The sequence below is a fragment of the Acidimicrobiales bacterium genome (genome assembly GCA_041394245.1).
Taxonomy (GTDB): Bacteria; Actinomycetota; Acidimicrobiia; order Acidimicrobiales; family Aldehydirespiratoraceae; genus JAJRXC01.
The window spans coordinates 1,929,828-1,952,416 of sequence record JAWKIR010000002.1 but is presented as its reverse complement, the minus strand read 5'-3'; the positions used below and the strand labels follow the sequence as shown (position 1 = coordinate 1,952,416).

General features: G+C 69.1%; 19 protein-coding genes. 7 read left to right on the top strand and 12 right to left on the bottom strand.

What is annotated here, in order from left to right; all coding sequences use genetic code 11:
• The first annotated feature begins 1 nt into the window (after position 1).
• Positions 2 to 1,651: a choline dehydrogenase gene (gene betA, locus R2707_09850; GenBank protein MEZ5245387.1), complete on the top strand. Its 1,650-nt coding sequence runs from the start codon at positions 2 to 4 to the stop codon at positions 1,649 to 1,651.
• Positions 1,652 to 1,666: 15 nt separating this feature from the next.
• On the opposite strand, the gene pabB is transcribed toward betA, so the two are convergent.
• Positions 1,667 to 3,409, bottom strand: coding sequence for an aminodeoxychorismate synthase component I (gene pabB, locus R2707_09845; protein ID MEZ5245386.1), 1,743 nt, complete (start codon positions 3,407 to 3,409; stop codon positions 1,667 to 1,669).
• 74 nt (positions 3,410 to 3,483) lie between these two features.
• Between pabB and R2707_09840 the strand changes: the two genes are divergently transcribed.
• Both R2707_09840 and R2707_09835 read left to right on the top strand, forming a co-directional pair.
• Positions 3,484 to 4,635 (top strand): glycine cleavage T C-terminal barrel domain-containing protein, encoded by a 1,152-nt coding sequence (locus R2707_09840; protein ID MEZ5245385.1) that lies wholly within the window; start codon positions 3,484 to 3,486, stop codon positions 4,633 to 4,635.
• On the top strand, positions 4,632 to 5,951 hold the full coding sequence (locus tag R2707_09835) for an MFS transporter (protein MEZ5245384.1): 1,320 nt from the start codon (positions 4,632 to 4,634) through the stop codon (positions 5,949 to 5,951). The genes R2707_09840 and R2707_09835 overlap by 4 nt, the downstream gene beginning before the upstream one ends.
• A 1-nt stretch (position 5,952) precedes the next feature.
• Here the strand turns inward: R2707_09835 and R2707_09830 are convergent, their stop codons facing one another.
• Genes R2707_09830 through R2707_09800 form a run of 7 tightly spaced genes read right to left on the bottom strand, consistent with a single transcriptional unit; the run spans position 5,953 to position 13,619 of the window.
• Positions 5,953 to 7,440: a hypothetical protein gene (locus R2707_09830; GenBank protein ID MEZ5245383.1), complete on the bottom strand. Its 1,488-nt coding sequence runs from the start codon at positions 7,438 to 7,440 to the stop codon at positions 5,953 to 5,955.
• 26 nt (positions 7,441 to 7,466) lie between these two features.
• Positions 7,467 to 9,011: a trimethylamine methyltransferase family protein gene (locus R2707_09825; GenBank protein MEZ5245382.1), complete on the bottom strand. Its 1,545-nt coding sequence runs from the start codon at positions 9,009 to 9,011 to the stop codon at positions 7,467 to 7,469.
• A 9-nt stretch (positions 9,012 to 9,020) separates the two neighbouring features.
• Entirely contained in the window at positions 9,021 to 11,045 is a 2,025-nt protein-coding gene (locus R2707_09820; GenBank protein MEZ5245381.1) for an ASKHA domain-containing protein, read from the bottom strand.
• 9 nt (positions 11,046 to 11,054) lie between these two features.
• Entirely contained in the window at positions 11,055 to 11,963 is a 909-nt protein-coding gene (locus R2707_09815; protein MEZ5245380.1) for a dihydropteroate synthase, read from the bottom strand.
• Complete coding sequence (locus tag R2707_09810) at positions 11,960 to 12,301, bottom strand: virulence factor (GenBank protein MEZ5245379.1); 342 nt, start codon at positions 12,299 to 12,301, stop codon at positions 11,960 to 11,962. Before R2707_09810 ends, R2707_09815 begins: the two co-directional genes overlap by 4 nt.
• A complete protein-coding gene (locus tag R2707_09805; protein ID MEZ5245378.1) occupies positions 12,298 to 12,915 on the bottom strand; it encodes a DUF1638 domain-containing protein in 618 nt (205 codons plus the stop codon). Before R2707_09805 ends, R2707_09810 begins: the two co-directional genes overlap by 4 nt.
• Positions 12,912 to 13,619 carry a B12-binding domain-containing protein gene (locus R2707_09800; protein MEZ5245377.1) on the bottom strand — a complete coding sequence of 236 codons (708 nt, stop codon included), beginning with the start codon at positions 13,617 to 13,619 and terminating at the stop codon, positions 12,912 to 12,914. Before R2707_09800 ends, R2707_09805 begins: the two co-directional genes overlap by 4 nt.
• Positions 13,620 to 13,835: 216 nt before the next feature.
• On the opposite strand from R2707_09800, the gene leuS reads away from it, so the two are divergent.
• Complete coding sequence (gene leuS / locus R2707_09795) at positions 13,836 to 16,652, top strand: leucine--tRNA ligase (GenBank protein MEZ5245376.1); 2,817 nt, start codon at positions 13,836 to 13,838, stop codon at positions 16,650 to 16,652.
• Here leuS and R2707_09790 read toward each other — a convergent pair.
• Positions 16,636 to 17,892 (bottom strand): MFS transporter, encoded by a 1,257-nt coding sequence (locus tag R2707_09790; protein MEZ5245375.1) that lies wholly within the window; start codon positions 17,890 to 17,892, stop codon positions 16,636 to 16,638. The two genes, leuS and R2707_09790, sit on opposite strands and share 17 nt — an antisense overlap.
• Positions 17,893 to 17,914: 22 nt before the next feature.
• Between R2707_09790 and R2707_09785 the strand changes: the two genes are divergently transcribed.
• Together R2707_09785 and R2707_09780 are read left to right on the top strand one after the other, a co-directional pair.
• On the top strand, positions 17,915 to 18,658 hold the full coding sequence (locus R2707_09785; protein MEZ5245374.1) for an HAD family hydrolase: 744 nt from the start codon (positions 17,915 to 17,917) through the stop codon (positions 18,656 to 18,658).
• On the top strand, positions 18,655 to 19,842 hold the full coding sequence (locus R2707_09780; protein ID MEZ5245373.1) for a crosslink repair DNA glycosylase YcaQ family protein: 1,188 nt from the start codon (positions 18,655 to 18,657) through the stop codon (positions 19,840 to 19,842). The genes R2707_09785 and R2707_09780 overlap by 4 nt, the downstream gene beginning before the upstream one ends.
• Here the strand turns inward: R2707_09780 and R2707_09775 are convergent.
• The gene (locus tag R2707_09775) at positions 19,823 to 21,259 is read right to left on the bottom strand and encodes a lytic murein transglycosylase (GenBank protein ID MEZ5245372.1); all 1,437 of its coding nucleotides are present in this window, start codon (positions 21,257 to 21,259) and stop codon (positions 19,823 to 19,825) included. The two genes, R2707_09780 and R2707_09775, sit on opposite strands and share 20 nt — an antisense overlap.
• 59 nt (positions 21,260 to 21,318) lie before the next feature.
• On the opposite strand from R2707_09775, the gene R2707_09770 reads away from it, so the two are divergent.
• Positions 21,319 to 21,651, top strand: coding sequence for a hypothetical protein (locus R2707_09770; protein MEZ5245371.1), 333 nt, complete (start codon positions 21,319 to 21,321; stop codon positions 21,649 to 21,651).
• Here the strand turns inward: R2707_09770 and R2707_09765 are convergent.
• Together R2707_09765 and R2707_09760 are read right to left on the bottom strand one after the other, a co-directional pair.
• Positions 21,630 to 21,920: a hypothetical protein gene (locus tag R2707_09765; protein MEZ5245370.1), complete on the bottom strand. Its 291-nt coding sequence runs from the start codon at positions 21,918 to 21,920 to the stop codon at positions 21,630 to 21,632. The genes R2707_09770 and R2707_09765 overlap by 22 nt on opposite strands.
• Positions 21,913 to 22,569, bottom strand: a complete 657-nt coding sequence (locus R2707_09760; GenBank protein MEZ5245369.1) for a hypothetical protein — start codon at positions 22,567 to 22,569, stop codon at positions 21,913 to 21,915. The genes R2707_09765 and R2707_09760 overlap by 8 nt, the downstream gene beginning before the upstream one ends.
• Between the last annotated feature and the right edge of the window lie 20 nt (positions 22,570 to 22,589).

Below are 22,589 nucleotides of genomic sequence, written 5' to 3'. Positions count from 1 at the left end.
GATGGGGTCACGGCAGCGCTACGACTACGTGATCGTCGGTGGCGGCTCGGCCGGCTGCGCCGTCGCCAACCGGCTCTCGGCCGATCCGTCGACCTCGGTGCTCGTGCTCGAGGCGGGCCGTCGCGACTGGAAGTTCGACGTCTACATCCACATGCCGGCTGCGCTGTCGTTCGGTATCGGCAACCGCTTCTACGACTGGAGGTACGAGTCCGAACCCGAGCCCCACATGAACGGCCGTCGGATCTATCACGCCCGCGGCAAGGTCCTCGGCGGGTCGTCGAGCATCAACGGGATGATCTTCCAACGCGGCAACCCGCTCGACTACGAGCGATGGGCGGCCGACCCGGGCATGGAGCGCTGGGACTACGCCCACTGCCTGCCGTACTTCAAACGGATGGAGAACTGTCTCGCGACCGACGACGGACCCGACTACCGCGGCGCCGACGGACCGCTCGTGCTCGAGCGTGGGCCGGCCACGAACCCGCTGTTCGATGCGTTCCTCGAGGCGACGGTGCAGGCCGGCCATCCCCGCACGTCCGATGTCAACGGGTTCCGCCAGGAAGGCTTCAATGCGTTCGACCGCAATGTGCACCGCGGCCGACGGCTCAGTGCCGCGCGGGCATACCTGCATCCCGTGCTCGGACGACCCAACCTCGATCTGCTCACGGGGGCGATGGTCGACCGCGTGCGCTTCGACGGTACGCGGGCCACGGGTGTGGAGTTCCGGCATCGGGGGCGCGATCGGGTGGTCGACGCGGGCGAGGTCATCCTCTGTGGCGGCGCCGTCAACACGCCCCAGCTCATGCAACTCTCGGGCGTCGGTCCGGCTGCGCTGCTCGAACGACACGGGATCCCGGTGGTCGCCGATGTGCCCGGCGTCGGCCAGAACCTGCAGGACCACCTCGAGGTCTACGTGCAGTACGCCTGCACCCAGCCGGTGTCGCTCCAGCCCAACCTCGCCCTCTGGAAGCGACCGTGGATCGGACTCCAGTGGCTCTTTCGCAAGGGACCCGGGGCGTCGAACCACTTCGAGGCGGGCGGGTTCATCCGCAGCAACGACGACGTCGACTACCCGAACCTGATGTTTCATTTCCTCCCCATCGCGATCCGCTACGACGGATCGACGCCGGAAGGCGGCCACGGCTACCAGGTCCATGTCGGCCCGATGTACGCCGACACCCGTGGTTCGGTCGAGATCACGAGCCGCGATCCCCGCGAGAAGCCGGCACTGCGGTTCAACTACCTCTCGACCGAGAACGACCGGCGCGAATGGGTCGAGGCCGTGCGTCACGCCCGCCGGATTCTCGGCCAGCCGGCGATGGACCCGTTCAACGGTGGCGAGGTCTCACCCGGCCCCGGTGTCGAGACCGACGAGGAGATCCTCGAGTGGGTCCGCAACGACGCCGAGACGGCGTTGCACCCGTCGTGCACGGCGAAGATGGGTGTCGGCGACGACGCCGTGCTCGACCCGATGTCGATGTCGGTCCACGGTGTGGGGGGTCTCCGGGTGGTGGATGCTTCGGCCATGCCCTACGTGACCAACGGCAACATCTACGCCCCGGTCATGATGCTGGCCGAGAAGGCCGCCGACCTGATCCTCGGCAACGAACCCCTCCCGCCCGAGCCCGTCGACTTCCACCGTCACCGCTGACCCGCCACCATGGTGTCAGACACCCGCTACAGCCGTCGTCACCGTCGCCGGGATCCAGCCGCGCAGAGAGTTGATGGCCCAGACGCGGTCGGCCCGGGCGAGGTCGTCGAGGGTGACGACTGCTTCTCGGATACGGCGGTTGGCGAGGAGTTCGGCCCGCAGTGTCCCGGGCAGCAGGCCGCTCGACTCGATCGGGGTGAGGGCCTCGTCGTCGATCTCCACCACCAGATTGGCGACGGTCGTCTCGGTGACCTCGCCTCGCTCGTTCCACAACACGACGTCGTCGGCTCCGGGGAAGCGGGCGTTCGCCTCCTCGTAGCGGTCGCGGCGGGTCGTCTTGTGGCGGAGGAACTCGTCGTCGCTCGAGACAGGGTGCGTGTCGAGCGCCAAAACCCAGGGACCGGTGCGTGGCGTCGGAGGGTCGAGCACCTGCACCTCGAGCGCGCCGTCGGCGGTGAGGAGCACACGGATGCGGCGGGCGGTGTCGGCTCGAATCGCTCCCAGTCGCCGCTTCACCTCCTCGATGTCGCAGTCGAAGCCGAAGTGGGCGGCCGATTCGGCCAGCCGATGGAGGTGGCGATCGAGCAGGATCGGACCGGCACCGGGGTCCCATCCGAGGGTCTCGAGCAGGCGGAACGGGCGGGTGGCTCGATGCAGCACGCGCGCCTTGTCGTGGGCCTCCTGCCATTCGGCGGTCTCGTCGCTGTCCCAGACGATGCCGCCGCCGACGCCATAGGTCGCCCGTCCGCGCCGACGATCGACCCACGCCGTGCGGATGGCGATGTTGAACTCGGCATCGCCCCCCGGCTCGATGAGTCCGACTGCGCCCGTGTAGACGCCGCGCGGTTCGTCTTCGAGCTCGGTGATGATCCTCGAAGCGGCGACCTTCGGCGCCCCTGTGATCGACGCCCCGGGAAAGGTCGCGGCGAAGAGTGCGTCGAGCGACGCGTCGGTGTCGGCCACGACGGTCGAGGTCAGCTGGTGCACCGTCGGATAGCTCTCGACGGTGTGCAGGGCCGTTGTCTCGACGGTACCGATGGCGGCGACGCGGCCGAGATCGTTGCGGGCCATGTCGACGATCATCGTGTTCTCGGCGCGGTCCTTCTCGCTGGCCAGCAGTTCCTCGGCGAGATCTCGGTCGACGACCGGGTCGGGATGCCTCGGCCGCGTGCCCTTCATGGGGCGCGTCTCCACCCGGCGCCCGACACGGCGCACGAAGAGTTCGGGCGAGGCCGAACACACCGCGGCCTCGCCGAGATCGATGAACGCGAGATGGTCGGCCCTCTGGGCCCGACACAGGGCGGCGAAGAGGCCCTCGGGGTCGCCCTCGAAGTCGGCGTGGAGCCGCATCGTGTAGTTGACCTGGTAGGTGTCGCCCGCCGCGATGTGTTCACGGATGGTGTGCACCGCCGACTCGAACTGCTCCTGCGTGTCGGACGGGGTCCATGCACCGGTCGTGAACGATCGGCCGGCCGGGCCCCGCGACGGTCGCGCGTCGCGAAAGGCCGCCATCGCGACCAGCGGCGTGCCCGGATCACGTTGGGCGCGCAGCGCCCGATCGAACGCGGGACCGGCGTCGTAGCTCACGAAGCCGGCCACCCAGAGCCCGGCTTGCGCCGCAGCTTCGGCCGCCGCAAGGGCGGCGGCCACCTCGTCGGGCTCGTCGGCGCCGAAGTGCTGCACGGGATCGGCGAAGGCGAGCCATCGTCGACCTTCTGGAGTGGCGTGGCGGACGAGAGCCCGTTGGACACGAAGCATGCGTGCAGAAGTATGCCAATCACCGCCGCCACGCTGCAGGTGGAGCGGTACGCTTTTCCGGTGCGGAGCGGCGTGTGACCCTGACTCGATACGCCGGCATCGAGGAGTCGCCCTACCTGCGACGGGCCCTGCGTGAAGCCGATCCTGAGCGTGCCGCGCTCGGCGTCGAGAACCGCATGTACCACCTCCTGCACTACGGCGATCCGGTCGCCGAGTACTGGGCCCTCATCGACGGCGTCGCCCTGTGGGACATGGCCTGTCATCGTCAGGTCGAGGTGGCGGGGCCCGACGCGATGGCGTTCACCCAACTGCTGGTCACCCGCGATCTCTCCGGCCACGAGGTCGGCCAGGCAAAGTACGCCTTCATGACCAACGCGCAGGGCGGGATCATCTGCGATCCGGTCGTGCTGCGACTCGACGAGGCGCGGTTCTGGCTGAGCGCGGCCCACGCCGACATCCACCTGTGGTGTCAGGGGATCGCGCATGCCGCCGGCTACGACGTCTCGGTGACGGTGCCCGATGTGGCGCCCGTGCAGATCCAGGGCGCCCACGCGGCCGCCGTCATGGACGACCTGTTCGGCGACGACCTTCCCGATCTCGGGTACTACCGGCTCGTACACCGTCGTCTGGGTGATCTCGAACTGGTGATCTCGCGGACGGGCTGGGGCGGTACCGACGGCTTCGAGGTCTATGTCGTCGATGCACGCGCCGACGACAACGCTCGGGCCGAGCACTGGTGGGACACCGTCATGCGGGCGGGCGAGCGCCACGACATCGTGGCCGCGGCGCCGAACCACGTGCGCAGGATCGAGGCGGGCATGTTGTCGCTCGGCTGCGACATCGACGACACGACGACACCGCTCGAGGTCGGCGACGGGTTCGGCTGGATGGTCGATCTCGACCAGCCCGACGACTTCATCGGCAAGGCCGCCCTGTGTTCCCAGCGGTCTGCGGGTCCGTCGACGGTCCTGGTCGGCGTCGATCTCGACGGCCCCGATCTCGGGACGTTCACCGACGGCTCCATGCCGCGGGTGTTGCCCGCCGCTCGCAGTGACGGGGAGACGGCCACGCTCACCTCGGCCTGCCATTCGCCCCGGTTGCATCGCAACATCGGCCATCTGCGGGTCGCGGCCGATGCCGGTCGTCTCGGCGCCACGTTCTGCATCGACCATCCCCTCCACGGCCGCCTCACCGCGACCGTCGTATCGAAACCGCACCTGAAGTGACCGGCCCGTCACCCGACGCAGAGGCGTTCGTCGTCGACGACGTGATCGAGGGCGGCCCCCTCATCGACGACAATCCCGCGTTCGCGGCGCGGGGTCTGCTCGTGGGGATCGCCCTGCTCATGGCGGGCAACGGTCTGCAGGGGTCGTTGCTCGGCGTCCGCACCGAGTCGGAGGGGTTCTCGCTCGCGGCGACCGGTGTGGTCATGGCGAGCTACTTCGCCGGCTTCCTCGTCGGCAGCAGATCGGCCGAACTGTTGCTCGTACGCGTCGGGCACATCCGGGTGTTCGCCGCCCTGGCTTCGACGGCCTCGGCTGCGGTACTGGTGCACTCGGTCTTCATCTCCCCGTTCTCGTGGGGACTGATGCGCTTCGTCACCGGGATGTGTATGGCGGGAACATACGTCGTGGCCGAGTCCTGGCTCAACGACATGGCGACCAACGCCACCCGCGGACGACTCCTCTCGGCCTACATGATCGCCACGATGGGGGGACTCAGCGTGGGCCAGTTCCTGTTGGAGGTGGCCGATCCGCAGGGGTTCGAGCTCTTCGTCCTCGCGTCGATCCTCGTGTCGGCATCGCTGCTCCCGGTCACGCTCTCCGCCTCGAGTTCGCCACCGGCCGGGATCCCCGAACCGCTCGCGTTCCGAGAGCTCGCTCGTCGGGTTCCCACCGGTGTGATCTGTTCGTTCTGGGTGGGTACCTCGGCCGGTGTGCTGATGGGCCTCAGCGCCGTCTACGCAGTCACGGCCGGGGTCTCCGACGCTCGTCTCTCGACCTTCCTCGCAGCACCGCTCATCGGTTCGGTCGTGCTGCAGTACCCGATCGGCTGGTTCTCCGATCGGATGTCACGGCGAACCGTGATGTGGTGGGTCGCGCTGGCCGCGTCGCTGTTGTCGGCACTGCTCGCCATGATTCCGGCAGGTGGATGGCCGGCAATCGGCCTGATGTTCCTGTTGGGCGGCACGATCTTCCCCCTCTACTCTCTGACGATCGCGTACACGGCCGACTGGCTGCCGCAGGCCCAGCTGGCCGCCGCGTCGGCTGCGCAGGTGCGGGTCAACGGCATCGGAGCGGTGTTCGGTCCGCTGATCGCCGCGCCCTTGATGGCGGTCTTCACACCAGCGATGTTCTACTGGACGATGGTGGTCACCCACGGCGTCATCGTCGCCTACATCTCGTGGAGGGTGGCGTTCCGTGACGCCCTGCCTCCCGAGCGGCAGGGCGCGTTCGTCGCGTTCCCGGCACGAGGCTCGGCCGTCGCCGCGACGCTCATCGGCCGTCGGCGTCGATCACGCTACGCCGAGAGCGACGGCTGATTCAGTCCTGGTAGGCGAGCGGGACCGGCTGCTCGACGACGGGCGCCACGGTCCGCAGGGGGGCGCCGTCGCTGTCGGTCACCGCGCCGAAGTCGAGGATCGCCCAGTCGTCGACGTCGCCGAGCGTCTCGATCAGGGCATCGAGATTGAGGTTCTGTGAGTAGGGCGACGGGTCGATGACACTGTTGGTGTTGAAGTCGATCGGGACGGAACCACAGACGCCCGCCGATTCGTCGACGGCGGATTCGTCGAGCGCGACGCGTGTCCCGCTGCTGTATCCGAGGATCTGATCGCCCACCGCGTCGCACGCACCGGTCCCGGTGTCGGCATCGGTGCCGGGGAACTGGAAGCGGTAGTTCATGACCGAGTTGTAGTTGGGCTTGTGGTTCGTCGTCTCGTCGCCGCCGTGCCGCAGGCCGAGGTTGTGGCCGAGCTCGTGCATCAGCGTGTTGGAGGTGTTGGTGAGCCCGTCGAAGCACTGGAGCGACACGATGAGGTCGTCGCCGCTGACCTCGGCCTGGCCGCTGCTGGTCGACGACGTGTTGTAGCGGTGGATGTGCAGCGAGTAGTGGAAGTAGCCCTCCCGGGCGGGATGGAAATGGGCGGCCTTGATCGCGGCGAACTCGGCGCCGTTGACGCCGCCGTTGATCGAACCGATCGGTGCGGTCTCGTCGGTGATCACCGTGCCGCTCGTCATGAGGCTTGCGCCCTGGCCGTAGTCGACGACCAGGTCGATGCCGCTGGTGCCGTCGGGATTGGTGACCGGGGCATCGGCGAACGCCTGCACGACCCGGTCGACGGCGGCTGCGCTCGGTCGGTGGCTGTGGGTCCCACAATCGGCGGAATCGTCGACCCAGTCGATCTCGACGAAGATCGTCCGACGGAGCGGATCGGCCCCCATCAGGGGAAGGGCGAGTCCGTCGCTCGTTCCGACGACCTCGTCGCCGTCGTCGATGCCGTCCTCATCGGTGTCGGCGACCGCGGGATCGGTGCCGGTGTCGGTCATGTCGACGAACGTGCCGGTGTCGGTCTCGACCCAATCGGGAAGACGGTCGCCGTCGGTGTCGACCTCGGTGGCGCAGGAGATCGGTCCTCCGGGGTCGGACCCGGCCGGAGTGGTGATCGCCTCGGTCAGGGTGCCGAGCGACGGCGGGAGGGTCGCGCTGTCCTCGCCGCTCGTCGTCTGCGCGGTGATGGTGACGGTGTAGGTCGTCGCCGATGCGAGCCCGGCGAGGCGACACGACGCAGTCGACCGCGGATGGGTCGCGACGAGCGTCCCGTCGACCCGGACCTCGTAGGTGTCGAGCAGGTGGTCGGGATCGGGGAACGCCGCGTCGTAGGCGGTGTTCCAGACGATGCGGACATCGCCGCCTCCCATCGCGACATGGTCGATCCGACTGCCGGTGAAGAACACCGGGGTGCAGGCCGCGGCAACGAGCGCGCACGCCGCTGCGGTCGCGGCCGGCCGGGCGAATGTCGGAGCGGTCATCTTCCCGTCGAAGTTACCTCAGGTCGTCAGTACGCCGCGTCCGGCATGGATGCCTTGCGGGTGGCGATGAACGCACGGAGTTCCTCGTCGATCGCGTCGTCGAGCGCCGGCGGCTCGTAGGCCGCGAGCATCTCCTTCCACCTCGCGTTGGCTCGCTGGGCGGCGGTGAGGCTCCCGTCGGCCTCCCACTGCTCGAAGCTGTTGTTGTCGGCGATCGTCGACCGATAGAACGCGGTCTCGAAGTTGGCGAGCGTGTGGGCGTTGCCGAGGAAGTGCTCGCCGTGGGGGTTGGTGCGGAACGCGTCCATGGCCTGGCCGTTCTCCGAGACGTCGATGCCGCGGGCGTAGACGCCCATCATGCCGAGCTGGTCGGCGTCCATGATCAGCTTCTCGAAGCCGAGGGTCAGGCCGCCCTCCTGCCAACCCGCGGCGTGGAGCACGAAGTTGACTCCGGCCGACAGTGTGGGCAGCAGCGTCGACGCGGACTCGTAGGCGGCCTGCGCATCCGGGTACTTCGACGCGGTGAACTGGCCGCCTGAGCGGAACGGCACGCCGAGGCGGCGCGCGAGCGAAGCCATGACGTGGATCGCCTGACCGGCTTCGGGAGTGCCGAAGGTCGGCGCACCGCTCGCCATCGACATCGACGAGGCGAAGGTGCCGAAGATGACGGGCGCGCCGGGCCGGACCAGTTGGTAGTAGGCCATGCCCGACAGCGCTTCGGCGAGGGCCTGAGCGGCGAGCCCGGCGACGGTGACCGGTGACATCGCACCCGCGAGGATGAACGGCGAGATGATCGCGGCCTGGTTCGCCCTCGCGTACTCCGTCGCGGCGCCGAGCATCGTCGCGTCCCAGCGCAGCGGCGACGACGCGTTGATGAGCGAGGTCATGACCGTGCGGTCCTCGAGGTCACCGCCGAAGGCGATCCGACTGAGCTCGATGGAATCCGCCGCCCGCTCGGTGGCGGTGACCGAGCCCATGTAGGGCTTGTCGCTGTATTTGATGTGCGAATACACCATGTCGAGATGGCGCTTGTTCACGGCGACGTCGGTGGGCTCGCAGACGGTCCCGCCCGAGTGGTGGAGGTGCGGGAGCATGTAGGTGAGGCGCACCGCGTTCTCGAAGTCCGTGAGTGTCGCGTAGCGGCGGCCGTCGTCGAGATCGAAGACGAACGGTGATCCGTAGTTCGGGGCGAACACGGTGGTGTTGTCGCCGATCCGGACGCTGCGGGCCGGGTTGCGCGCGTGCTGGACGAACGAGGCCGGGGCATTGTCGCGCACGATCGTGCGACAGAGCCCACGGGGAAAGCGAACGAGCTCTCCGTCGACATCGGCTCCCGCCGCACGCCACAGGTCGAGCGCCTCGGGGCAGTCCTGGAACGCGATGCCGACCTCGGCGAGGATCGTCTCGGCGTTGTCCTCGATCAGCGTCAGGCCCTCGTCGTCGAGCATGTCGACGGGAGGGAGGCGTCGTTCCAGGAAGGCAACCGTCTCCGCAGTCGACTCGGCACGAGCCGCTTGCCGACCCGCCCGGCCGCCGCTGCGGCGTCCGCGTCGACCTTCGGTGTCGCCCATCGTGGTGTCCTACTTCTGTGGCCGGCGTCGTCGCCGCGGCCGACCGGATTCGTCGGAGGCGCTGCGTTCGGGGAGCTCGACGATCGCGGCGAGATGGGGGCTCGGGGCGGTGTCGTGCGGGAACGCCATCGCCGCGACGAACAACTCCTGGAACCGGGGTTCGGTCGCGGTCTCGATCTTCTCGATGACGAGCACGGCGTCGGCGATCTCGGCGCGTTGCGCGGCCGAGACCAGCATGCGGACGGCGCCGGCCCCGGAGGCGTTGCCGACCGCACGCACGCTCTCGGCGGGGCAGTCGGGCACCAGACCGAGCACCAGCGCGTAGACCGGGTCGATGTGCGCACCGAACGCGCCGGCGAGACGGACGTCGTGGACCTCGGTGATCCCTGCATGTTCCATGAGGAGGTCGATGCCGGCGCGGAGGGCCGAACCGGCGAGTTGGATCTGGCGGACGTCGTTCTGGGTGATCGCGAGCTCGGGGTCGTTGCCGTCGGCCGGGCGGATCACGTAGCGGAAGGTGCGTTCCTCGGGTCGCACCCGCGGGGTCACGGCGGCCAGTGCGCCCTGGACCACGCCGTTTCGATCGCAGACGCCGGCCAGGAACATCTCGCCGATCACCTCGATGATGGCGGAGCCGCACAGCCCGGCGATGTCGAGCTTGGCGGTCTCCTCGGCGAAGCCGACCTCGTCGCTCCAGAGGTCGGAGCCGATGACCTTGAAGCGGGGTTCGTAGGTGGCGCGGTCGATCCGGATGCGCTCGATGGCACCCGCTGTCGCCCGCATGCCGCAGCTGATCTGGGCGCCCTCGAACGCCGGTCCGGTGGGGGACGATGCGGCGTAGGTGGCGGTGGGTGTCCCCAGCACGATCTCGGCATTCGTGCCGACGTCGACCATCAGTTGCGCGACCGTGGAGCGATGGGTTCCCTCGTTGAGGGTTGCCGCGGCGGCATCGGCCCCGACGTGGCCGGCGATGCAGGGACCCACGTGGGCCCGGGCGAACGGGAGGTCGATGTCGAGCTCGTCGGCGCGGAGGTCGACCGGTGTACCGACCGTGAGCGTGAAGGGCGCGGCGCCGAGCGGGGTGGGATCGATGCCGAGCAGCAGGTGATGCATGACCGGGTTGCCGACGAGGACGACGTCGTGGATACGCCGACGAAGATCCGCGGATGGTTCGCCGAGCTCGTCGGCCAGGTCGTCGACCATCGCGTCGAGCGCGCCGCGTACCGCAGCGGTCAGCTCGCGTTCGCCGCCGGGGTTCATCATCACGTAGGAGACCCGACTCATCAGGTCTTCGCCGAATCGGATCTGCGGGTTCATCGCGCCGCTGCCGGCCACGACCTCTCCGGTGCCGAGATCGACGAGATAGCCGGCGATCGTCGTGGAGCCGACGTCGATGGCGAGCCCGAGCACGGTCTCGTCGAAGCCGGGGCGCACGTGCAGGACGGTGCCGTCGACGTGGACGATCGCAGTGACCGCCCGCGAACCGTTGCGGATCGCCGTCTGGAGGTCGGGGAGCGCTCGCGCGTCGACGACGGCGCCCTCCACGCCCCATTCGGCGCGAAGCGCCGTGAGCAGCAGCTCGCTGTCGGTGCGCTCGTCGCCGAGTTCGAGGGTCGGCAACTCGACATAGCGCGCCGTGATCAGCGGATCGAGGGTGAGGCCCGTCAGGTCGATCTTCTTGCGGACCACGGGCCGATGGACCTGGCTCTCGGCGGGGACGTCGACGACGATGTCGCCCTGCACCCTTGCCTGGCAGCCGAGTCGGTTGCCGTCGGCGATCGGTCGACGTCCCCGGTAGTCCGACTCGCTCGAGGTCCACTCGCTGACGTCGGTCGTGGTGGAGGTGATCCCCCACTTCGCGAACTCACCGAACGACGGGCACACCTGGCAGCGCCCACAGAGGCCGCGTCCGCCGCAGGTGGAGTCGAGGTCGACGGCGACGGCGCGGGCCGCATCGAGCAGGGTGGTGCCGACGGGGACGCGGGCCTTCACCCCGGATGGGGTGAAGATCACGGTCGCGTCGGCGGCGGTCATGGTGGTGGGTCAGCCGGCGCCGCCGCGACGGCGGCCTCCGCGTCGCCGGGCCCCGCCCTCGCCGGTCCCGGCGTTGGGATCGCGGTTCTCCCGGATCCACGCGGCGCAGTCCGGGTCGTGGCCGGCGAGCACGTCGGCGGCCATCACCGCGGTCTTCACCTCGGGGTGCAGCGGACTCATGATCGCCGAGGTCATGCCCGCGCCGATCGCCATCGACAGGAACGTGCCCGTGATCGCATGGCGTTGGGGGAGCCCGAAGCTGACATTGGATGCGCCGCAGGTCGTGTTGACGCCGAGTTCCTCGCGGAGGCGGCGCACGAGTGCGAAGACCTGTTGACCGGCGGTGCCCATGGCCCCGATCGGCATGACGAGCGGATCGACGATCACGTCCTCCTTCGCAATGCCGTAGTCGGCCGCGGCCAGGACGATCTTCTTGGCGACCTCGAAGCGGACGTCGGGGTCCTCGCTGATCCCGGTCTCGTCGTTGGAGATGGCGACGACGGCGGCACCGTGCTTGGCCACCAACGGCAGCACCCGTTCCATCACCTCGGTCTCGCCGGTCACCGAGTTGATGAGCGGCTTGCCCTGGTAGACGGCGATGCCGGCCTCGAGCGCCTCGATGATCGACGAATCGATCGACAGCGGCACGTCGGTGACCGACTGCACCAGCTGGATCGCCTTGGCCAACAGGGCCGGCTCGTCGACGAGGGGGATGCCCGCGTTGACATCGAGCATCTGGGCACCGGCCGCGACCTGGGCGATGGCATCGGCCTCGACCCGGCTGAAGTCGCCGTTCTTCATCTCCTCGGCGAGCAGCTTGCGGCCGGTCGGGTTGATGCGTTCGCCGATCATGACGAACGGGCGATCGAAGCCGATCACGACTTCCTTGGTTGCGGAGCTGATGACGGTGTCGGTCACTGGTCTGGCCCTCCATCGGGCTCGAGGCCGCCTGCGGCCACGAGGGCCTCGAGACGGTCACGGGGGTAGTCGGAATGGATTGTGGCGGCGGCCACCTGTGCGGCCTCGGCGGGGTCGCCCTCGAGTGTGCCCGTCACCCGGCGCCATTGTTCGACATAGCTCTGGGTCTCGGTGAGTCCGGCGACGTGGGCGGCGCGGTCGATGGCGTGTTGGAAGCGCGGCTCGAGCAGCACCTTGTCGGTCTCGCCGTCGGGGGTGGTGACGGTGATCTGGGCCGGAATGTCGCGCCAGTAGATGGTGACGATCCCCGGGCCGGTGCCGCGTCTGCGCCGTGTCATCGCGCGATCTCGAGGATCTCGGATTCGAGCTCGCCGTAGCCGGTGCGTCGGCGCTCGAACGAGAGGTCGAGGCGGGCGGCTGCGGCCCGGGCCTTGTCGTCGAGGGTCGGATCGTCGGTCTGGGCGAGATGGATCAGCTTCGTGTAGTTGCCGAAGTACATGGCCTGGAGCTCGGGGTGTTCGGCGATGCCGAGCCCGCCGATGATGAGCCGCTCGAAGTGCTTCACCAGATAGTCGGTGAGGTAGAAGGCCGTCGGGTCGTCGTCGTGCATCTCGAGGAACGCCTCGTTGCCGGTGAAGAACTGGTAGCAGTGCGCGCCGGGCATCATCTCGACGATCGTGGTGCCGGTGGTGAACTCGCGGCAGAGATCGACGAGGTGGCCGCCGGTCCCGCAGTCGGCGTAGCCGACGAGGATCCGATCGAAGGCGCCCTGATGGCGTTCGAGCCGCCGGCGGACCGCGGGAGCGATCAGGTCCGGGGTCATGTGCAGCGCCGCGGGGATGCACTCGAGCGTGACGTTGCCGAGCTCGTGCAGGCGGGCGATGTCGCGGATCTCGCGGGCGAGTGCCCCGCACGCCAGGATCAGGACCTGTGGCGCGGCCGTGGGGGTCATGCCGCTCGGCGGGCGGCGACCAGTGAGGAGGCGGTCTCGGAGGCGACCGCGGCATCGCGGCAGTAGGCATCGGCGCCGATTGCCTCGGCGAACTCCTCGTTGAGCGGGGCTCCCCCGACGAGCACGATGTAGTCGTCGCGCATGCCCTTCTCCACCAGCGTGTCGATCACGACCTTCATGTAGGGCATCGTGGTCGTGAGCAGCGCCGACATCCCGATGATGTCGGGCTTGTGCTCCTCGATCGCCGCGAGGAACTCGTCGACGTCGGTGTTGATACCGAGATTGTGGACTTCGAAGCCGGCCCCCTCGAGCATCATCGCCACGAGGTTCTTGCCGATGTCGTGGATGTCGCCCTTGACCGTGCCGATCACCACGGAGCCGATCGGTTCGGCGCCGGTCTCGGCGAGCAGCGGCCGCAGGATCGCCATGCCGGCCTTCATGGCGTTGGCGGCGAGCAGCACCTCGGGGACGAAGAGAATGCCGTCCCGGAAGTCGATGCCGACGATGCGCATGCCCTCGACGAGGGCGTCGTTGAGCACCCTCTCGGCGGTCCAGCCGCGTCCGAGGAGGATGTTGGTTCCCTCGGCGATCTCGTCGGCGAGGCCGTCGTACAGATCGTCGTGCATCTGGGCGGTGAGATCCTCGTCGCTCAGCGCGTTGAGATCGATCTCTTCGTCGTCGGTTTCGGCGGGTTCGTCGGTCACGGGTTCTCAGACTTCTGGTGTTGCGGAGGTGTCCCGTTCCGCATCGTGGAACGGGACCGTACCATGGGACGCGTCGTCTCTCCGGAACGATCTCGTGCTCGGAGAAACAGCGCTGCGGTAAGACTACGGCCCAGAGTGCCGCGTTCGGGGATGACGCACCACGGTCGTTCGGCCCAATCCGACCGCCGGGAGGTTGGTGCCACCTATCCTGCCGTGATGCCCGACGACGAGCCCAACGACGATCAGCCACGGCACCGCTACGACGCCCAGCTCGCCGACGAGCTGGAGACGCGCTGGCAGGCGAACTGGCGACACGACGGCACCTATCACGCGGCGAATCCTGCCGGTCCGCTGGCCGACGACTCCGGGCTCGCCGAGCAGCCGAAGCTGTTCATCATGGACATGTTCCCGTACCCGTCGGGCACCGGGCTCCATGTCGGCCACCCGCTCGGGTTCATCGCGACCGACGTCTACGCCCGCTTCAAGCGGATGACCGGGTTCAACGTCCTCCACACCATGGGGTTCGACGCATTCGGCCTCCCGGCCGAGGAGCACGCCCGCCAGACCGGCGAGCATCCGCGGGTCAACACCGAGAACAACATCGCCAACATGACCCGGCAGCTCGATCGGCTGGGTCTCGGTCACGACGAACGCCGCTCCGTGGCGACCACCGACACCGCGTTCTACCGCTGGACCCAGTGGATCTTCCTGCAGTTGTTCGATGCCTGGTTCGACGAAGAGCAGTCGAAGGGTCGCCACATCGACGAGCTCGTCGCCGAGTTCGACGCCGGCACCCGCGTCCCCAAGGGCGGCGAGGACTGGGCCGCAGCCGACGAGTCGGCCCGCCGGGCCATCGTGGCGCAGTACCGACTCGCGTATGTCGACGATGCGCCCGTCAACTGGTGTCCGGGGCTCGGCACCGTGCTGGCCAACGAAGAGGTCACGGCCGATGGCCGGTCCGAACGCGGCAACTACCCGGTGTTCCGGCGCCCGCTGCGCCAGTGGATGATGCGGATCACCGCCTACGCGGATCGGTTGCTCGCCGACCTCGACCTGCTCGACTGGACCGACTCGATCAAGACGATGCAGCGCAACTGGATCGGTCGCAGCGAGGGTGCCCACATCGACTTCGGACCCATCCGGGTCTTCACCACCCGACCCGACACCGTGTTCGGCGCGACCTACATGGTGCTCGCACCCGAACACCCCCTCGTCGACCAGCTCATCGCGCCGACGTGGCCCGCCGACACCGCACCGGAATGGACCGGCGGCCACGAGACCCCGGCTGGGGCGGTCGACGACTACCGGCAGCGGGCGGCGCAGATGACCGATCTCGAGCGCCAGGAACACAAGGAGAAGACGGGCGTCTTCATCGGCTCGACCGTCGTGAATCCGGTCAACGGCGCCGAGATCCCCGTCTTCATCGCCGACTACGTACTGATGGGCTACGGCACCGGCGCGATCATGGCCGTGCCGGCCCAGGACGAACGGGACTGGGAGTTCGCGACCCAGTTCGGTCTCGACATCATCCGCACGGTCGAGCCTCCCGACGACTTCGACGCCGCGGTGCCGGGTGACGGGGCCTATGTCGGCGACGGCCCTGCCATCAACTCGGGCTTCCTCGACGGACTGTCCGTCGCCGATGCGAAAGCCGCGATCATCGAATGGCTCGAGACCAACGGCCACGGTGAGGGCACCGTCACCTACAAACTCCGCGACTGGCTCTTCAGTCGTCAGCGCTACTGGGGTGAGCCGTTCCCGATCGTCTACGGCGACGACGATCTGCCCCGCGCCGTCCCCGAGGACGAGCTTCCGGTGCTCCTGCCCGACCTGATGGATTGGGCGCCCCGGGCCCTCGACGAGGATTCGGAGCCGGAACCGCCGCTCGGTCGCGTGCAGGAGTGGCGCGAGGTCGTGATGGACCTGGGCGACGGCCCTCGGACCTATCGTCGCGAGCTCAACACGATGCCGCAGTGGGCGGGATCGTGCTGGTACTACCTCCGCTATCTGGACCCGACCAACGAGAACGCGATGGTCGATCCGGCCGTCGAGAAGTACTGGATGAGCGACGCCGACGACGGTGTCGGCGGTGTCGATCTCTATGTCGGTGGCGTCGAGCACGCCGTCCTCCACCTGCTCTACTCCCGCTTCTGGCACAAGGTGCTCTACGACCTCGGTCACGTGTCGGGCCCCGAGCCGTTCAAGCGCCTCATCAACCAGGGCTACATCCAGGCTGCGGCCTTCCAGGACGAGCGTGGCATCTACGTCCCCGCCGAAGAGGTGCAGGGTGATGCCCAGACCGGCTTCACGTTCGACGGCAAGCCCGTCACCCGCAACTTCGGGAAGATGGGCAAGTCGCTGAAGAACTCGGTCACGCCCGACGACATGTACGCGGCCTACGGGGCCGACACGCTGCGTCTCTACGAGATGTCGATGGGGCCGATCGATCAGGATCGCCCGTGGGAGACCCGTTCGGTGGTCGGATCCCACCGCCTCCTGCAGCGGGTCTGGCGCAATCTCGTCGACGAAGACACCGGCGAGCTGACCATCGGTGACGAAGCCGCCGACGACGAGCTGCGCAAGATGCTGCACCGCACCATCGACGGCGTGCGCGCCGACATGGACAACCTGCGGTTCAACACCGCCATCGCCAAGATCACGGAGCTGAACAACGAGCTGACCAAGCGTGACACCGCCACCCCGCGCGAGGTGGCCGATGCCATCGTCCGGATGCTGTCACCGCTCGTTCCCCACGTGGCCGAGGAGCTCTGGAACCGCATGGGAGGCCAGGGCTCGGTCACCCGGGCGCCGTTCCCCGAGGCCGACCCCGCGCTGCTGGTCGACGACACCGTCGAGTTGCCCGTCCAGGTCAACGGCAAGGTCCGGGGCAAGGTGGTGCTCGCGGTCGACGCCGACGAGGCGACCGCCATCGCCGCGGCCCTGGCCGACGACAACGTCGCCACCCACGTCGGCGGCAAGGATCTGCGCAAGGCGATCTACGTGCCGGGCCGGATGGTCAACCTGGTGGTGTGACGGCGACGCTCCCGCCCGCGGGTGGTCGCGCGAAGAGGAACGCGGCGAACGCCGCCGGTGCGAGCCCCCACGCGATCGCGGTCGCCCGATAGCCGCCCGTGGCGATCTCGGTGAGCGAGAAGGCGAAGGGCCCCGAGGCCGAGGCCATCACCCCGGCGAAGGTGAGCGACCCCTGGATCGACCCGAGGTGGCGGGTCCCGAACCAGCGCGGCGCGAGGACGCCGGTCAGGCTGCGTGATGCCCCCGCGGTCAGGCCGAGGAGGATCGCGTAGCCGACCACGGCCGCGGTCGACGCGGCGGTCCCGGCGACGACGAGGGTCGCAGCGAGCAAGGTCATCTGGATCGCCGGCGCGAAACGGGTGCCGACACGATCGAGGGCGATCCCCATCGCCGGCGAGCCGATGCTCGACCCGATCATCTGGGGAAGGAACAATGCGGCTGCCTCGCCGCTCGTGAATCCCGATTCCCCGAGCAGGGCGATCTGGTGGAAGTTGAGCCCGGTCACGAGGCTGGCAACGGCCGCGCCGGCCCCGGCGAGCACCCAGAACTCGTAGCGCCGCAGCGCCGCCGCCCGATCCATGCCCCAGACCTCCACGTCGGGGTCGTCGCCCTCGGCCGGAGCGATCCCGTCGACGAACTGGCCCACGTCGCTCGGCCGATCGATCATCCCGAACCACGCGATCGGCAGCACGATCACGGCGACGGCGCCGGCCGCGACGAGCCACGCGCCGCGCCAGCCGATCTCACCGATGATGGCGTCGAGGGCGAAGGGGACGAGGGCCATGAGAGCGGCCGAGATGGTGACGGCGATGCTGATCGCCGTACCTCGGCGCTCCTCGAACCACAACGAGACCGCCACCGTCGACACCAACGACAGGGCGCCCTGACCGAGCATGCGGATGAACACGAAGCCCGCCGTCAGGCTGATGATCCCCTGCACGCCCGACATCGCGACGAGGGCGACGGAGAAGCACGCGGCGATCGCGAACATGGCCCGGCGAACGCCGAAGCGGTCGACCCACCGCCCGATCGTCGGCATGGCGAGCGAACCGCACAGGGTGCCGACGAGATAGCCCGCGGTGACCCAGCTCTTCTCGATGTCGAGGTCGGCGGTGAAGTGGTCGATGAAGACCGACACCCCGATGGTCTGGCCGGGACCGGTGAGCCCGAGGGTGATGGTGGCCAGCGCGACGATCCGCCAGCCGGAGAACCGCCGCTCGGGGTCCTGCGACGACGGCATCGGGGGAGTGTACGGTCCCGCCATGATCTCCTCCGCCCCGGTTTCGCCGGACCGGATCGATGCCGTCGTGTTCGACATGGGCGGCGTGTTCGTCGTGCCGGCCCCCGACCCCGTCGCAGCCCTCGTGCGCGCCGCCGGCGTCGAGTTCGAGTTCGACGGCGCGGCCGCCCGACTCGCGCACTATGCCGGCGTGGCGGCCATCAGCGCATCCCTTTCGGACCATCCCGTCTCCGAGGCCGACGCGTCGGTGTGGGAGACGTATGACCTGGCGTACTTCGCGTCGGCCGGGCTGGCCGGTGCGACATTGCAAACGGCCATGCTCGCCCGCCACACGGCGCGGGTCACGGGTGACAGCACGGCCATCTGGACCCATGTGCTCGAGGACAACCGCGCCGCGTTCCACGAGATCGCCGAGGATCGGCCGGTCGCCGTCGTGACGAACAACAACGGCACCGCGATCGAGCAGTGCCGAGACCTCGGGCTGTGCCAGATCGGCCCCGGTGCGCTGCCTGCGGTCGCGGCGATCGTCGATTCCGGTCTGTTGGGTATCGCCAAACCCGATCCGCGGATCTTCGCTCCTGCACTCGACGCATTGGGAACCGACGCCGCCCGCACGCTCTACGTCGGCGACACCGTCCACGCCGACGTGCGCGGCGCGGCCGCGGCCGGGATGCCGGTGGTGCAGCTCGATCCCTTCGAGTACCACGCCGACCACGACCACTGGCGTCTGCCCGATGTCGTCGCCCTCGCCGGCCACCTGGCATGACGGTTCGCATCTCCGCCGCGGCCGCCCGCCGCATCGCACTCGCCGCCCAGGGGTTCCGTGACCCGCGACCGCGCGGCGCGGTCGACCGGCGGCACCTCCGTCGGGTCATGGGGCGCCTCCAGCTCTTGCAGCTCGACTCGGTGCCCGTCGTCATGCGCACCCAGTACATGCCGGCGTTCTCGCGACTCGGGCCCTACGACCCGGGCCTGCTCGATCGCATCGCCTACGCCGACGACGAGTGGTTCGAAGCCTGGTGTCACGAGGCGTCGCTGCTGCCGATCGACGACGAACCCCTGCTGCGGTGGTCGAAGGACCGGGCGCGTCAGGGCGAGACGTGGGGTCATCTGGCGAAGCTGGCGGAGAGCGACCCGGCCTATGTCGACGAGGTGCTCGCCCAGGTCCGCGAGCGACCCCTGGCACCGGGCGAACTGGTCGAGCCGCGGCGTCAGGAAGGGGAGTGGTGGGGCGATCGCTCCCACGGCGCCGTCGCCCTCGACTGGCTGTTCCGGATCGGTGAGGTCGGGATCCGTCGCAAGCCCGGTTTCGTGAAGGAGTTCGACCTCCTCGAGCGGATCGTCCCCCCGGCCGTTCGGAACCGACCGACCCCCACCGAGGAGGATGCCCATCGCGAGCTGCTCATGCGGGCTGCCCGGAGCCATGGCATCGCGGCCGCTCCCGACCTCGTCGACTACCACCGGCTCCCGAAGGTGCCGGCCAAGGCTCGGTTGGCGGAGCTCGTCGAGGACGGGCGTCTGATCGAGGCGGAGGTCGAAGGGTGGTCACGGCCCGCCCTCCTGCACCCCGACGCGGTCCGGCCCCGGGCGATCGGCGCGTGCACCCTGCTCTCGCCGTTCGATCCGGTGGTGTGGTTCCGGGAGCGAGCGTCACGGGTGTTCGGCTTCGACTACCGGATCGAGATCTACACACCGGCCCACAAGCGGGTCCATGGCTACTACGTCCTGCCCTTCCTGCTCGGCGACGAGCTCGTCGGCCGCGTCGATCTCAAGACCGATCGCGCCGAGGGGGTACTGCGGGTGAAGGCGGCCTACGCAGAGGAGGGACGGTCCGCCGGCGCGGTGGCGGACGCCCTGCGCCCGGCGCTCGACGATCTCGCCCGCTTCGTCGGCACCGACGATTGGATCGTCGACGGCGAACGGGGCGACGTCACTCCGCTGCTTCGGTAGGTGCCTGCTCCTCGCCGGGGTCGGGCTCGTTGCCGAGGTCGTCGGGGATGGGCACCCAGGCGCCGTAGGGGATGCGCTGGCGGAGCAGTTCGTCGCCCTCGAACTCGGGGAGATGCAGGCGCTGGACCCGATCGAGTGACGCCTTGACCGAGTTCACGTAGGCACCGGAGTGGTTGTAGCCGAAGATCGCGACGGACCAGGTCGCCCAGTTCCGCAGTGAGCCGTAGTTGCACAGGTACGCGCCGGCGCTGAGCGCGGCGTCGTCGATGTCCTGCGGGTCGCGCTCACCGTCGCCATCGGCGTCGAGGCCCCACCGGTCCCAGGTCTGGGGGATGAACTGCAACGGTCCGACGGCGCGATCGTGGGTCGGGTCGCCGTCGTAGCGGCCCCCGTCGGTGTCGGTCAGATTCGCCGTCGCGTTGCCGTAGTTGTCGACGGTCTGCCCGTTGAGCGCGAGGCCGACGATCGGTCGGTTCGGTCGACCGTCGGCGAGGAGGCGCCCGCCGCCGTACTCGCCGTGGACGCTCTCGACCGAGGCGATCGCGGCGATGGTCCGCCACGAGACGTGGCACGACGGCGACAGGGTGGCCAGGGTCTGCTCGGCTCGCAGGTACGCGTTGAGCGCCTTCGCCGTCATGCCCGGCTGCCCCGGGATCACGGCGAGCGTGTAGGCCTCGGCGGCAGCGGGCAGCATCGCCCGGGCGGACGCGTCGAGCGAACGACGGGTGGCGTTGAGCTCGCTCGCCTGTTCGACGAGTGTCGCGTGTCGGTCCTCGAGCCGGGTGCGGGCGGCGACCGCGTTCTCGTACGCGTCGATCGCCGCGTGGAGATCGTCCTCGGCGGCCTGGCGTTGCGACAGCATCTCGTCGAGCGTCGAGTTGGTCAGCTCGAACTCGCGTTGGGCGGCGGTCAGGGCGAATCCGTCGAGGCCGAGAATTGCCGAGGTCGACGGGTCCTCGCCGGCGAAGACGTCGATCGCCACCGCCTGGGTGAGGGCGTTGATGCCCTGGAAGTAGGCGTCGGCCCGGTTTCGTTCGATCTCGCGGTCGCGCTCCTCGTCGAACGCCGCGTCGAGTCGGGTTGCGGTCTCGCGCAGGTCCGACACGGTCTCGACGCGTTCGCTGGTGACCGCGGCCAGCTCGAAGCTGGTGCGGATCAGCGCCGCGACCTCCGACTCCGACCCGTCGCGGTAGTCGACCGTCAAGGCACGGGCTCCCGGATGGAAGTCGAGGGTCGAGCGCCACGATGCGTCGAGGCCGACCTCGGCGAGGATGTTCTCGATGGCCGCCCCGTCGGTCGCCAGGGTTTCCGCATCGGGGAAGTCGACCGACGTCTGCGTCTGCGCGTCGACGACAGTCGTCGAAACGACGACGAAGAGTCCCAGGACAACGGAGAGCACCCGATAGGAGACACGCACGATGGGGTTCCATCGGCACGTCTGCCCTGGGCCAAAAGCCCTGTTGCTAGGTTTCTCCCATGAGCATCCAGATACCCGTCGGGGAGATCGAGGCGGCGGCCGCCGATTTCGGCGACAGCGCCTACGTGTTGGTGTCGTCGACCGATGGTCCGCCCCGCGTCACCCACTCGATCGTGGGGTTCGACGGTGGCGACATGATCGTGTCTATCGGCCGCCGGGCCGCGGCCGCCCTCGCCCACAATTCCGCAGTGTCGGTGCTGTGGCCGGCGACCGATGACCAGTCGATGAGTCTGATCGTCGACGGCACCGCCGTCGCCCCGGTCGATGCCGACGGCGGTGAGGTGAGGATCACGCCGAGCGGCGCGGTCCGTCACCGTCCGGCAACCGGGTAGCTCGGCGTGGGTCGGGGCGGAACGGTCGGATAGTCCGGGTCGGCCGGGTCCCGCGGCGGTGCCACCGTCGATGTCGTCGTTGTGGTTGACGACGTGGTGACAGGGCGGCCGGTCGTGGCCGGCGGGGTTGTCGGGAGCGGGGTTGTCGGGAGCAGGGTCGTCGGCAGCAGGGTGGTCGTCGAAGTGGTGGGCGTCGGTGGTGCGTCGGAGGCGCTGCAGCCCGCGAGCAGCACGGCGACGGCGACTCCGGCCGCGGCGAGTTCACGCATCGGCGGGTTCGGGCGCGTCGTCGTCGGGGTGGGGGGACATGAGCACGATGGGAACCGAGATGTCGAGTTCCTTCGTGCGCAACGTCGCGATCTCCCGGGCCTTCTGAACGGCGGGTTTCGCAGGGCCGAGTCGCTCGCCCAGTCGTCGGGCCGATTCGTCGAGGTCGGCACAGGTGAACGCGAGTCCCCAGAGGAGCGCCGGGCCGTCGCCGTGGGCGTCGTCGTCGCCGGCCAGCTCGAGGATGACGTCGCCCATCCAGAAGAAGCACTGCCGCCGGGTGCTGCCGCCCGCGTCGAAGGTCCGGGTCCGACGCGGTTCCAGGCCGGAGAGGGACAGCGCCTCGGTGGTGCGGTCCATGTCGGGGCTCATGGCGACGAGATGATCGAGGGCGATCACGCCGTTGGCGTGGACAGGCACGGGTTCGGCGGGGTCGGGCTGCGTACCGTCGAAGGGCATGCCGTCGATCCGTCCGGCGAGGCCGTCGACGTTCGCCGTGAGGATCCCTCTGCCCCGGTCGGTTCCGACGAGCGAGATCATGGTGTTCCCCACGCGGATCGTGCCGCCGTCGACCATGAATCCGGCGGCCACCCAGGTCGCCGGATCGTCGCCGATCGTCAGGGTGCGGAGTTGGAACGGCCGAGTGCTCACCGGGTGATCGTGGCACGTGG